Here is a 12,433-nt window from a genome sequence, read left to right as displayed (position 1 = left end):
TATTCGTTTGTCAAAGATCCGGGCACCCCCGAGGGGATGCGACGAAGCGCCGTCACCAAACGGCCCGCCACCGGCGGACCCTCGATCGTCGCTCCTGTCTGGGAGAACCGGGCCGGAGCAGTGCGCCCCGTCTCGATGGCCAGAACCTAGTCAGTCGCCGCCGCACCGTCAAGAAGAAATTTGAACCGGCACCGCTTTTTCCGCCGGCCTTGCCCGACCGTATGGCCAAGCTGTCGCCGGCCCCCAGAACATGCGAAGCAACCTACCAGATGTTGAGTATCGGCCACATAGGCCAGACCTCGTTACTGGACGTTGGTTGCTCCAACCTTGTGCTGGAGACCGCTGAACAACAGAACAAGATCTTGTGTGTGCAGCAATCATTCTTGCTACACCACATCGGCTTGCCTGCCGCATCAACGGGGGAGGCGGCTTATATGGGATCGCCACCTCCCCTGTCGAGTCTTTTTTGACTCAGCGTTGCCGCGCCCGGATCGCTTCCAGGCGGCTGGTGACGTTCGTCGGGGCCGGCAGGGCGCCGGTGGCGGCTTGCAACGCCGCCTTGATGTTGGGGTCATCCTCTTCGGGCCGGGTCGGCTTCAGCAGGCGGGCTTTGGCGTTTGCGGCCTCGGCGCCGGCCAGCTCGCGCGCCGCGGTGTCCTGCATGGCCTTCAGCGCCATGCCCAGGCCGCTGGTGGCGCTGCTCAGCCCGGCAGCTTGGCGGGCGGCCTCGGCGCGTTGCTCGGCGACGCTGCGCTGCTGCGCGGCGCGGGACATGTCGCGCTCGGCCCGGCTCAAGTCGCTGCGCGCCGATTTAAGCTTTTCACCGGCCTGCGCGTAGGTCTGTTCCAGCATGTTGAGGAAGTCTTCGGCGTCGGTGGCGTCCTGCGCCTCGCGGTCGACGTCCGGCGCCATCTGCTCGAGCAGACCGACGAGAGTTTCCAGGCTCTTCTCCAGGGTCGCCTTGCGGGCCGGGTCGGGCTCGCCGTCGATCTGGCGCTGGAGGTGCTCCGCCGCGGTCAGGCGCTGGCGCGAGAGCTGGGCGATGGCGTCGGCCTCCTTCTTCTCGCGGTCATAGGCGGCACGCGCCTCGGCAACCTGCCGGCCGAGGTGGTCCAAATGCTCCTCCATGGTGCGAAGCTCCGCCTCGGTGGCCGATTTCGGATCCCATTGGACGAGGGCTTCGACGGCGCCGCGGACGGCCTGGTCCGTCTTTACGCCGACGAGGTTGCGCATGAATGCGAGCATGGAATCCTCCCTGTAAGGTGATGTCAGCCGGCCATGGCGCCGGCGTTGAGCAGCGCGATGGCGAGCTGGAGTGCCGCGAGCGTCGTGGCCGCGGCGACATTGCCGCTCTCGATCATCGGGCGCAGGTCGCGGAACAGCAGGACGGCGAGCCCGAAGGTCACGATCTGCAGCACCAGTGCGACCACGCCCCAGATCACGATGTCGAGCAGCGCCAGACTGGTGACCAGCGTCGCCGCCAGCGGGATCGCCAGCGCCACCACGGTGCCGCCCAGCACGATGCCTGCCGCACGGTTGCCGCTCGCCAGCAACTCGCGCTCGTGCAGCGGCGTGATCGCCACATAGGTGGCGACGCCGCCCAGGAACAACAGCACCGTGGCGGTGAAGTGCAGCAGGAGCACCGGCAGGCCGCTGCCCAGGCCGTTGAGGACCAGCGAGGTGTTGCTCTCCATGGGATTCTCCTTCGGGGCGGGTCAGGCGAGCGACAGGGTGGCCGGGTTGACGTCGATGCCGGCGTGGACCTCGACCCAGGCCTGTCCGGCATCCTCCACCGCGGCGACCAGGATGTATTCGGTCTCCGGCGCCGGGGCGGCGGCGCCGGTCGGGGCGGCGTAGAGCATGGCGTGCAGGTGGCGGGTCCGCTCGCCGGCGGTGTCCGTGCGGGTCTCCGTCAAATCGCGCGGAGCCACGCGCGCCGTGCCGGGAGCCCATTGGCGGGCGTAGAGCTTGCCGTCCTTGGTCTGGAACTCCGGCCAGCCGATCATGCCCTCGGCCGGATCGAGCCAAAACGCCCACTCGTCCGAGTTGGCTGGCGCGACATCGTCGATGGCGGTGAAGTAACGACACTCGTCCGGCCGGGCGTCGGCGCCCAGGTGCAGTTGGAAGAAGCTCCGCCCACCGGGCAGGTAGAGCCGGCGCAGCGTCGTGCCGCCCGCGTCGAGAACGCCGACCGCCTCGACGCTGATCAGGCCGTTGCTGCCGGCCTCCGGCGGGCTGACCTTGGTGGCGGTGCCGGCCAGGATGAAGGGCGTGGGGTCGACGGTCAGCGTCATGCCGACGCGGAACAGCGACGGCGTGTAGCGCTCGCCCGAAACGGCGTTGCGCAGGATCTTGCTGGCCATCCCCACCGGGCCGGGCGCCGGTGCGGCGCCCACCGGGCGCAGTGACTGGCGGCGCCGCGCCAGCCACAGCATGACGAAGACGCCGCCGCCAGCCAGCAGCACGGCGATGAGGATGCCGTTTCCCATGCCCCCTCCCCGATCGGACGCCGCATCGCCCGGCTGGGGCCGATCCTGCGCCACCGCCACGTCACGGGGCGTGTCCGGCGGCAGGTAGTTCGGATCGCGCGGCTGGTCCTGCTTCTCGGCGAGCCGGGCGTCGAGCTGGTCCAGCTTGCCCCGCAACTCGGAGTCGGTCTGGGCACGGCGCTCCGCCTCGGCGCGCCATTGCGCGTAGCCGGGGTCGTTCTGGTGGTTGTGGAAGAAGTCGGACGAGCCGGCGCGCGACAGGTTGTCCAGCAGGAACCATAGGAACAGTCCGTCCCAGATCCCAAAGCGTGGCGGCGTGTTGGTGGCGTAGCCCGGTGGTGTCCACCCACGGCCCGGCGCCCAGCCGCCGCCCCAACCGAGACCGCTGCCCCAGCCGCCGCCGTTCCGGTAGCCGGCCCATTCGTCGGCTTGGCCGTGCCGACGCGCGCCGGGCGGCGGGACGGGCTGCGTCACCGGGGGTTGACGATAGCGGTCCAGCGCCTCGCCGCTCTGCCGACGCGACAGTTCGCGGTCGGCGGGGCTGGGCAAGCTCGGCGACGGGCGAATGCTGGGGGACGGGGACAACGAAGGGCGCCGATAGCCGCCGCTGCCCGACGACGGGGCGCTCGGCGCCGAGGGCACGCTGAAGGACGGGGTGCGCGATGGCGCGCTGGGCCGGCTGTAACCGCCGCTGGAACGGCTCGGCGCGCGCGCCTGTGCCGGGGACGGATCAGCGACAGCCACCACGCCAACGGCAACCAGGGCGGAAGCAAGCACGCCGGGTTGCACGGCCAGCGACAGGCTCAGCAGGGCCGATGTCAGCCAGGGGCGCATGGAGGTCCAGGATCCGCTGTTCCGGTCGGCGCGACGCTCCCGACCGGCCGGTTCGTCGCACTGCTTAAACAGAACCGTTGGGACGGTGTTCCGGCCAGTCCCCGCGCTGGCCGCCCGCAGCACGCGCTTGGTCGCCACCGCCAAAAGGGGTACATAAGGCGATCGGAAAGGTGAGGCGCTTTGTTGCCCGGCCCATTGAAACCCAGAAGATCCCCCGGTGTTCGTCTAGGCGACGTGCCGGTGCTTGCTCTGCTGGCCGGAGCGGCCCTGCTCGGCTACGTCTCCCTGGATTTGAGGGAGCGTGCGCCGGTGGTGCCGGTCGCCACACCGGTCACAGCCCCTGCCCCGGTTTCCACCCCCGCTCCTGCCGCTGACCCGGCGGAGGACCCCCCCCCTGCCCTGCCACCCCCTGCCCCAGCGGCACCGGCAGAGCCGGTGGCCGAACAGCCGGTGGCCGAACCCGTCGCGGCGGAACCGGCGCTGAACAGCCTGCGCGACGCGCTGGCTGGCGTGCAGTGCGCCGAGCTGCGCATCGAACAGGTGGACGGTGCGCTCAGCGTCACCGGCACGGTGACCAGCGTCGATGGCCACCGCCGGGTGCAGGAACTCGTCGACGGATTGGCGGGCGGTGGGGCGCGGCCGCCGGTGGTGGCCGTCGCCTCCGCGGCGCTGTGCGAGCCGCTGCGGCTGCTGGAACCGTTACGATCCGCCAACACGGCCCGTGGCACGCCACTGACGGTGGGGACCGTGCCGGGCGACGGGGGACTCGTCGGCGGACAGGATCTTGTCCTCGACCTGCGGGCGCCGGACTTTCCGTCCCATATCCAGGTCGACTATTTCACGGTGGACGGCGGCGTCGTCCATCTGCTGCCCAACCCGCTGGAGCCTGTCGTCCAGTTGGATGCCGCTGCCGTACGCCGGCTGGGCGAGCGCGACGGGCGGACGCGGTTCTGGACCATCGGGCCGCCCTTCGGACAGGAGCTGATCGTCGTGGTGGCCAGCGGCGCCCCGCTGTTTCCAGCGCCGCGGCCCGAGGCGGAACCAGCCGCCGCTTACCTGCCGGAGCTGAAGCGCGCGCTGGCCGCGCCGGACGCCGAAGGCGCGCTCGCCGCCGCGCTGTTCATCACAACCCGCGCGCCGTAGAGCCACCGCCCCGATGGCTGAAACGCCCCGTTGCATTCATACCTGCCGGTGTTGCATCCAGGCGTCGGTGGCGTTCCGGTGTGTTTGTTGAAAATCAATGACTTGGCCTGGAGCGGCGGCGCCGAATGCAACGCTGTGCAACGCCATGCAACGCGATTTCAGTGAGCGTTGCATCCGTTCGGCTTCGGGCAGACATGCCTCGTCAACGAGGACTTTCGTCCTATGCTCGAGGGATGGCAAGAGCAAGCGCACCGTTCCAGTCGACACGCGAAACGCTGTAAGTTTCAGGCGTCGGCGTCGCAGAAACTGACCAGCACGACGGTGATGTTGTCGAGCCCGCCGCGCTCGTTGGCGACCGCCACCAGCCGGTCGCAGGTTTCCTCCAGGCTGCGCTGCGGCACCGACTCCAGGATGGCGGCGATGCTCTCGTCGGGCAGCATGGTGGTCAGGCCGTCCGAGCACAGCAGGAAGAGGTCGCCGGGCCGCACAAGGTGCACACCGATGTCCACCTCGAGGTCGGGCGAGGTGCCGAGGGCGCGCATGATGATGTTGCGCTGGGGCGCCGGCCCGCGGCTGCCCTGATCGATCCAGTGCTGGTAAAGGCTGTGGTCGCGGGTGAGCTGGCGCAGCGCGCCGTCGCGCAGGCGGTAGAGCCGGCTGTCGCCGGCATGGAAGGCGACCAGCGTGTCGCCTGCCCCGACGCGGCACAGCCCGACCACCGTCGTCCCCATGCCGCGCCCGTCCGGCAGGCCGCGCTCGCGGTTGAGCTCCAGCAGCCGCTGGTTGGCGAGTTGCACCGCCGAGCGCACCACCGAGGCGGCGTTGCGCACGCCGAGATCCGCCGGGGCATCGCCGTCCATGGGACCGGCCGCGCCGATGGACGTTCCCTGGAATTCGGTGACGAAGTCGATGATCGCCTCGGCCGCCGTGCGGCTGGCGATATCACCGCCGGCGTGGCCGCCCATGCCGTCGCACACCAGAGCCAAACCGGCGTCGTCGCTGATGCCGAAGCTGTCCTCGTTGCGCGCCCGCGCGCGGCCGACGTCGGTGCAGCCGGCGGTGATCATGGCGAGAGAATCAGGCTGGGGCATGGATAAGGGGTGCCGTGCAACGGGACGGTTGATGGGGCGCGTACCCGCTATGGTACGGACCGGGGCGGAATCCGCAATCACGTTTCCTCTGGGCACGTCTCCTCTGGGCGCCAGTTGCGGCCCTGCTGCCTTCAATCCCTCGTAGCCCTGGAAAGCGCAGGCCGGCGCCGAAGCGCCGGCCTGCGAAATTCACCCTATTGGACGATCCGCCACGTGCCGTCCGGCTGGCGGCAGGTGGTGCCATACATCTCTTGCAGGTGGCCGCCGACCGACACGGTCGTCTGATACTCGCGGCAGTATTCGCCGGACTGGCTGTAGCCGTCACGGGTCGGGGTATAGGCGCCCGAGTTGCCGGTCTGCGGGTTGTTCCAGCGGATCGTCTGGCCAACGGGTGCCGCATAGGCCTGCTGTTCGGCGCGTTGCGCGTAGGTCTGGTCGGCGCGGTCCAGCGACTGGCCCGCCATGTTGCCGATCGCCGCACCCAGCAGCGTGCCGACGCCGACTGAAACGAGTTTGCCGGCGCCGCCGCCGAAGCGCGAACCGGCAAGGCCGCCGACCACGCCGCCCAGCACGGTGCCGGCGGTCTGCTTGTTGGCGGGAATGCCGCCGGTACCGTAGGCGGAATCATAGGGGCCGGCGCCGGGGGCCGCGCAGCCCGAGACGAGGACGGCAAGACCAAGCGCCGCGGCGGTGGAACGAGAGAGCGTCTTCATCTGAATCCCCGGAAAGCGTCGTGCGACATTGTTGATGAACATTAGGGACGGCGGACTATTCCGACAACCGTGAGCGTGGCAAGAAATCGCCGTCATGTGTCCGCCGGACTCCGGCGAAGGCCCGGCAAGGCCGCCTGGAACTCGCCGGCAAGGCCTTGCAGGACGCTGAGCCAGGGTCGGCTCAGCGGGCGGGGGAAGACCCGTATGCTCGGGTACCAGGGGAAATGATCGGTGCCCAGGGACGGCCACCCGAAATTCTCCAGAGACAGCAGCCACGTCGGTGTGCCCACGCCCCCGGCGAGGGACATCACCGCCACGCTCACCGAAAGCAGCAGATCGAGCGCCTGGAGCAGCGCCGCCACATCGTCCAGGTCGTTCCACATGTCGATGCCGGGCAGCGTGTGCGGCGCAACGCCGAAGGCCTCCCGCACCCGCGCGGTTTCAGCCGAGGCGTCGTCGTACTGCATGTTGATCAGGACAACGCCGGGCGTTCGGAGGATCGGCTCCCAATCCTCGATCTGCGTGTAGTGGTGGCTGCGGCTGAGCGTCTGCACGCGGCTGCGCCACGCCATGCCCACGTAGGGGCCGGGGCCGAGCGCCGCCAGACGGCCGCGCCAGTAGGCGACGCGTTCGGGGTCGGGGATCAAAAAGCCCTTGCGGGACGGAAAATCGGTGAGGCTGCGGCGGTAGAGGCGCGGCAGGCTGCCGATGGGCAGGTGGACGTCGAAGTCCTCCCGCTCCGGGTCGGGGCGGTCACTCGGGCCGACGACCTGAGCGCCGGGGAAGGAGCGCTGGAACAGCGGCCGGAGCTTGGGCGAGCATTCCAGCGTCACCCTGGCGCCGGTCGAGGCCAGATCCGGAACGCACGAGCCGAACATGATTTCGTCGCCGATGCCCTGTTCGCGCCAGATCAGCAGGCGCTTGCCGGTGATGTCCCGCTTGCCGTCCCACAGGGGCTGGCGGAACGAGCGTTTCCCGGCGGCGGTGGCGCTGTGCCAGCGGAACTCGTAGCCATCCCAGCCGGCCTCGAGATTCCCCATGGTCAGATCCAGAAGCGATCGGTTCCAGACGGCGTCCGGGAACATGCTTCCGACGCCACCCTGCTGGAGCGGCTCCGCATCACCGGCAATCTGGTCCTCGGCCGCCTGGATCTGGACCTGAACGTCATCCAGCCGGTCGGCATCGGGCGCGCACAGCTCACCTAGGCCGGACGGGTCGAGGCCCTGCCGCGCCGCCACCCTCTCCGCCCGCTTGTAAAGCTCGAGCGACTCGGCGTTGTGGCCGGCCCACTGCAAGGCGAGGGCGAGGTTGTTCAGGGCGCGGTAATGGCTGCCATCGGCGGCGATGACCTCCCGGTACAAGGCGATCGCCGCGTCGGGAGTGTAGGTTTGCTGCATGGCGCAAGCCAAATTGTAGCGACCGGAAACGTGTTGCGGGTCGATGGCGATGGCCCGGCGGAAATGCGGCTGGCATGCCCGGACCTCGCCCGCATCGAGCAGCATGCTGCCGAGATTGTAGTGGCCCAGGTGATAGGCGGGCTCCAGCACGATGGTCCGGCGGCAACAGCGCCGCGCCTCCCCGTTGTTGCCGAGCTTCTGGTGCAGGTTCCCGAGGTTGCTGTGGACGCCCGGCGACTCGGGTGTCGATTCGGCTGCCTTTTCCAGCACCTCCAGGGCTTCCAGGTGGCGGCCGGACCGTTGCAGAAGAACGCCGAGGTTGTTGCAGGCCGCAGCCATGCCCGGGTCGTGCTGGATGGCGAGCCGGTAGCAGAGTTCAGCATCCTGAAAGCGCTTGCTGCTCTCGTAGGCGATGGCGAGATTGAAGTGCGCCAAGGCGTGGTTGGGAACATCGGTCACCAAGCGCCGGAAGCACGCGACCGCCTCGTCGAAGCGCCCCTGCTTGTAAAGCGCCCCGCCGAAGTTGTTCCACGCCAGCCAGTACTCCGGGTCCATCTGAACCGCGCGGGCAAAGTATTTTTCCGCTTCGGTGAGACGGTCCTGAACCAAGTGGGCGTAGCCGATGCAGAAGAGGGCCACCCGCGAGTCCGGTTTGAAGACCAGCGATCGATGAACATAGGTCAGTCCGGTCTCGATCTCGCGCCGGTTCAGGTAGGCTTGGCCCAGGCTGAGCATGAGCGCGTTGGGGTCCGTTCTCACGCAACGCAGCGCGCGCATGAAGGCTGCGATGCCGTCGTCGGACTGCCCGGTCTGCAGAAAGGCCACCCCTATGTTCGAATAGGTGCGCTGGTTGCCCGGAGCCAGGGCGAGCGAGATCTTCAGCACCGCCTCGCCGCCGGCCGGGTCGCCGGCCTGGAGCTTCGTCACGCCGATGCCCGAAAACGCCAGCTCGGGCGAATGGAAATCAAGGAGAATCGACCGTTCGTACGCCCGCAGCGAGGCCCAGGTATCCTCCAGCTTGTAGGCGACGAGCCCGAGGTTGTACCAGTACTCCGGCGCGGTCGGAGACAGGTTCAACGCGGCGCGGATCGAGGCCGCAGCCTCGCGGGGTCGCTTCAGGCCGGCAAGCGCCACGCCGAGCTGGTTGCGAATCCCCGCCTCGGATGGCGCCAGGGCCTGCGCGTCCTTGAGGACGGACACGGCCTCGCCGTAGCGCTCCTCGCCGATGTAGGCGATTCCAGTGTTGAACAGGCCGATGGCCCGGAAAGAGTCGGCATCGGCGCGCTCGTAGATGATGCGCGCGCCGAAAATGTCGCCCAATCCCTGGCGCAGGGAGCCCAGGTTGAACAGCGATTCGGAAAAGGTCGGAGAGACGGCGATGGCGCGCCGGAACCAAGCCTCGGCGGCGTCCGTGTCGCCACGCGACAGGCAGACGACCCCCATCGTGTTGAGGGCGGCGGCGTCCGGCGCAAGGCGCAGCGTCCGGCGCAGCACGTTCTCCGCCTCCGCCGCCCGCCCCCCGCTTTGCAACACCGTGCCAAGGTTGGTCAGGGCCGGGGGCAGCGCCGGGTCTTCCGCAAGCGCCTGGCGCAACAAGCGGATGGCCGCCTCGCGGTTGCCGCGGCGATGGGCAAGCACGCCGGCGTTCGTCAACGCCTCGGGAAGCCGGGGGTCCAGGAGCAGTCCGCGGGCGACGGCACGCTCTGCCTGCGCGGCGTGGCGCTCCAGTTCCGCATTGGCCAAGCCGTTGTAGAGCGCCGGCAGGTCCGGAAGCCACGCGAGCGCCGTGCGGTAGACGGCGCTGGCCCGGCTCCGGTCGCCGGCACGGCAGAGGAAGGCGCCCAGGGACAGGAGGCCGGCGGGGTCGGAACTGCCCAGCACCATCGCGCGGGCGATCCAGAACCGGGCGCTCTCCGCATCGCCCACAGCAAGGTGGCATTGCCCCCGCACCAGACAATAGTCGTCGCGATCCCCGGCAAGCTCGGCCACACGGTCGCAGAGATCCAACGCCGTGACCGGATCGACGGCAGCGACGCGCTGCGCCTGTGTGAGGATGGCCGAAACCAGCTGGGACATGGGGTTAGCCTCCCCCGGTGCCTGCATCCGGGCGGCACGACCGGCGCGGCCCGCTCATCGTGGAGAGGCGCGCCTGGTGCGGGTGGGGACTGGACGGATGAGGACCGAAGTCATGGGGAAGAGCGGCCGCCGGAGACCGCGCCATCGACCGTCAGGCGGGATTGTTCGACAGGCCATCGATGATGTTGTTGTTGATGTTCACCAGGAAGTCGACGTCGAGATTCCCGTTGATGTTCTCGTCGATTTCCTTGCTGACAGCTTTCGCGACGATGGCGATGCTGCGGCGGAGATCCCGCGGAAGCCCATTGCCCTCGCCGGCCACGTCATTCAGCAGCGTCTGCCAGAGCAAGTAATTATTGGTCGCGGCCCGCACCAGCGCGATCGTGTCGTTTTCCTGGTGAGCTTTCTGCAAGGCGAACGTCACCTGCCGGAAGACACGCAGCTCAAAGTCCCTTTGCGACTCGCTGGCGCGCTGGACCTGCTGGTAGGGATTCCTGGTGAGCCGCATCATCCACTCCATTGTCCTAGGAAATGACCCTCGGACCCCAATTCCTGCATGCCAAGGTTTATTTATGGTTAACCGGATGAAATAGAAAAACGGGCCGACCAAAGGGTCGGCCCGTTTTTAAGGCTTTTAGCGGAACAGGCTCTGCAGGATCTGCGGGGCCTGGTTGGCGATGCCCAAGGTCTGGCCGCCCAACTGCTGCTTGATCTGCAAGGCCTGCAGGTTGGCGCTTTCCTTCGCCAGATCGGCGTCGACGATGGCGCCCAAGCTGGTGGTCAGTGCATCCTGCATGGAGGTGTTGAACTTGATCTGCGCATCCAGGCGGCGCGAGTCGGCGCCCAGCGTGTTCAGGACGTTGCCCGTCTGCTTCTCCGCCGAGGCGAAGTTGCCGGTGAGCAGCGTGATCGCCGACGTCGCGGTGCCGACTGAAGTGAACGCCGACGAGATAGCCGCCGACAGCGCGATACCCTTACCACCGACGGTGTACTGGGTGCCGTCCTGGTTGGCGATCACCGAGATGGCCGTCTTCTGGCCGCTCAGCAAGTTCATGTTGTTGAACTTGGCGCTCTTGATGTAGTTCTGCACCTCGGCCTTCAGCGCGGTGAAGTCGTTGTTGTACTTCGTGCGCATGTCGGTGTTGAGGTTCTGGTCGGCCAGCTTGGTCAGCGTCTCACGCGACCGGGCCAGCGCGTCCGAGATGTTGGTCGCCGCGGTGGCGAACACCGAGGTGGCGCCCTTGGCGATGTTCAGCTGGCTGTTGACCGCGTCGAGAGCGCCCTTATCCGAACGCAGCGACTGGGCCACCGCGAACGCCGCGCCGTCGTCCACCGAGTCGGCGACCTTGAAGCCGGTCGTGACGCGCTTCTGAACCTTGTTCAGCTGGCTGACGGTGCTGTTCAGGCTCTGCAGAGCAACCAGAGCGCTTTGGTTGGTGTTGACTGAGTTTGCCATGGAATTTCTCCTTTTGGTATGCGAGAGGCCCTTTTGAACCTGCGCAAAAGTCTAGACGCCTACACCCCTTGCGTCAAGAGATATCTCTTTCGGGAAGAGGGCTGCCAACCAAGCAGATCAAGGGTTTTGTCACCTATGAAAGGAAATTGACGAGGGAGAGGCTCTTCATGGAAGCGATCAGGCGGTAAGTCGCTTCCAGAGCGGTGTTGGACTGCTGGAGCTTGGTGGCGACCTCCGCCATGTCGACATCCTCGACGTCGCCCAGCGCAGACTTCAGGTTCGTGCTGACGGCGTCGTGCTTGGTGCTGATGTCGGCGATCTGCTTGCGGGTGATGCCCAGGCGGCCGGTTTCGTTGGACAGGTTGGTGATCGACGTCCGCGTCGCGTCGGCGCCGTCGTCGAGGACCGCCTGGAAGCCCGCCAGATTGCCGGCCGGGGCCGTGATGGTGGCCGCCGTCGCGAACGCGCGCATCATGTCCTGGAACACCGGCGCGTCGGCGCGCAGGCCGTAGCTGATCTGGCGGTCGATATCGACACGGGCGACGAGCGGCGCGCCGCCGGTCGTCTGCAACGTCGACGAATAGAGGCCCGACGTGCCCGCCCCGCCCAGATAGGCCTGCGGCGGCGACGTCACCACGCCCAGCGAGGCCAGCGTCGTGTTCGGAAGCCCGACATACCCTTTCAGGTTGGTGATCAGGTCGGTCTGCTGGGCCGCGGTCGCAGCACCCGGCAGGTTCGCGGTCATTTCGGCCTGGAATGCGTTGTAGAGCCCGGAGACGTCGGGAACCGGCGCGTTGTGGATGTCGCTGGAGGCGAAGACGTAGCGGCCTTCCACCTTCGTGTTCAGCAGGTTCTTCATCTCCTCGAGCCCGCGCTTGCCAAGCTCGTTCAGGAACGTGGGGTCGGGGAGGCCCGTTTTGCCGGCGGACAGCGTGTTGCCCATCTTGGTGTATTCGTCGCGCAGCTCGTTGAGCATGTCGCCCATCCGGCCCATAGCCGTATCCATGGCGCTGGCGTAGAGCTCGACCTCGGAGATGTTCTCCTTGTAGGTCTTCAGCTGGTCGGTGACGGCGCGCAGGTTCAGCGAGTGCTTCGCTTCGACGCCGAGGTCGCCTATGGCGGTGCCCTTCTTGCCGCTCGAAGCCTGGATCTGGTTCGTCAACTGCTGGCGCTGCAGCCGCTGTGTCTCCGACTGCATCCGCAGATACTGGCCGTAGCTGGAAATGCTGGTCAT

Annotated in this window: 10 protein-coding genes; 1 reads left to right on the top strand and 9 read right to left on the bottom strand. The window is 67.8% G+C overall.

All coding sequences use genetic code 11. The features are described from left to right. Window positions 1–471: 471 nt before the first annotated feature. From ACSVDD_RS24065 to ACSVDD_RS24055, 3 genes are read right to left on the bottom strand one after another with little or no spacing between them, the layout of a single operon-like run. Window positions 472–1,245, bottom strand: a complete 774-nt coding sequence (locus ACSVDD_RS24065; protein ID WP_448191947.1) for a hypothetical protein — start codon at window positions 1,243–1,245, stop codon at window positions 472–474. Between the two features lie 23 nt (window positions 1,246–1,268). Next, entirely contained in the window at window positions 1,269–1,694 is a 426-nt protein-coding gene (locus ACSVDD_RS24060) for a DUF350 domain-containing protein (RefSeq protein WP_448191946.1), read from the bottom strand. A gap of 21 nt (window positions 1,695–1,715) precedes the next feature. After that, a complete protein-coding gene (locus ACSVDD_RS24055; RefSeq protein ID WP_448191945.1) occupies window positions 1,716–3,323 on the bottom strand; it encodes a DUF2491 family protein in 1,608 nt (535 codons plus the stop codon). A gap of 240 nt (window positions 3,324–3,563) precedes the next feature. On the opposite strand from ACSVDD_RS24055, the gene ACSVDD_RS24050 reads away from it, so the two are divergent. Further along, window positions 3,564–4,466, top strand: a complete 903-nt coding sequence (locus ACSVDD_RS24050) for a DUF4384 domain-containing protein (protein ID WP_448191944.1) — start codon at window positions 3,564–3,566, stop codon at window positions 4,464–4,466. A 284-nt stretch (window positions 4,467–4,750) separates the two neighbouring features. Here ACSVDD_RS24050 and ACSVDD_RS24045 read toward each other — a convergent pair whose 3' ends face one another. The 6 genes from ACSVDD_RS24045 to ACSVDD_RS24020 form a co-directional block, all read right to left on the bottom strand. Continuing rightward, window positions 4,751–5,557 carry a PP2C family protein-serine/threonine phosphatase gene (locus tag ACSVDD_RS24045; RefSeq protein WP_448191943.1) on the bottom strand — a complete coding sequence of 269 codons (807 nt, stop codon included), beginning with the start codon at window positions 5,555–5,557 and terminating at the stop codon, window positions 4,751–4,753. A 194-nt stretch (window positions 5,558–5,751) separates the two neighbouring features. Next, window positions 5,752–6,270 (bottom strand): RT0821/Lpp0805 family surface protein, encoded by a 519-nt coding sequence (locus tag ACSVDD_RS24040; RefSeq protein ID WP_448191942.1) that lies wholly within the window; start codon window positions 6,268–6,270, stop codon window positions 5,752–5,754. A 92-nt stretch (window positions 6,271–6,362) separates the two neighbouring features. Then, on the bottom strand, window positions 6,363–9,743 hold the full coding sequence (locus ACSVDD_RS24035; RefSeq protein WP_448191941.1) for a tetratricopeptide repeat protein: 3,381 nt from the start codon (window positions 9,741–9,743) through the stop codon (window positions 6,363–6,365). Between the two features lie 151 nt (window positions 9,744–9,894). Beyond that, on the bottom strand, window positions 9,895–10,254 hold the full coding sequence (locus ACSVDD_RS24030; protein ID WP_448191940.1) for a flagellar biosynthesis regulator FlaF: 360 nt from the start codon (window positions 10,252–10,254) through the stop codon (window positions 9,895–9,897). Between the two features lie 123 nt (window positions 10,255–10,377). Next, a complete protein-coding gene (locus ACSVDD_RS24025; protein WP_448191939.1) occupies window positions 10,378–11,199 on the bottom strand; it encodes a flagellin in 822 nt (273 codons plus the stop codon). Window positions 11,200–11,332: 133 nt separating this feature from the next. After that, complete coding sequence (locus tag ACSVDD_RS24020) at window positions 11,333–12,433, bottom strand: flagellin (protein WP_448191938.1); 1,101 nt, start codon at window positions 12,431–12,433, stop codon at window positions 11,333–11,335.

The organism is Azospirillum terrae, from assembly GCF_053470425.1.
This window is presented reverse-complemented; position numbering and strand designations above follow the sequence as displayed.

Excerpts from the sequence above, each read along its gene's own strand:
- ACSVDD_RS24065 (WP_448191947.1), bottom strand. The coding sequence starts at position 1,245 with ATGCTCGCATTCATGCGCAACCTCGTCGGCGTAAAGACGGACCAGGCC.
- ACSVDD_RS24060 (WP_448191946.1), bottom strand. The coding sequence starts at position 1,694 with ATGGAGAGCAACACCTCGCTGGTCCTCAACGGCCTGGGCAGCGGCCTG.
- ACSVDD_RS24055 (WP_448191945.1), bottom strand. The coding sequence starts at position 3,323 with ATGCGCCCCTGGCTGACATCGGCCCTGCTGAGCCTGTCGCTGGCCGTG.
- ACSVDD_RS24045 (WP_448191943.1), bottom strand. The coding sequence starts at position 5,557 with ATGCCCCAGCCTGATTCTCTCGCCATGATCACCGCCGGCTGCACCGAC.
- ACSVDD_RS24040 (WP_448191942.1), bottom strand. The coding sequence starts at position 6,270 with ATGAAGACGCTCTCTCGTTCCACCGCCGCGGCGCTTGGTCTTGCCGTC.
- ACSVDD_RS24035 (WP_448191941.1), bottom strand. The coding sequence starts at position 9,743 with ATGTCCCAGCTGGTTTCGGCCATCCTCACACAGGCGCAGCGCGTCGCT.
- ACSVDD_RS24030 (WP_448191940.1), bottom strand. The coding sequence starts at position 10,254 with ATGATGCGGCTCACCAGGAATCCCTACCAGCAGGTCCAGCGCGCCAGC.
- ACSVDD_RS24025 (WP_448191939.1), bottom strand. The coding sequence starts at position 11,199 with ATGGCAAACTCAGTCAACACCAACCAAAGCGCTCTGGTTGCTCTGCAG.
- ACSVDD_RS24020 (WP_448191938.1), bottom strand. The coding sequence starts at position 12,433 with ATGACCAGCATTTCCAGCTACGGCCAGTATCTGCGGATGCAGTCGGAG.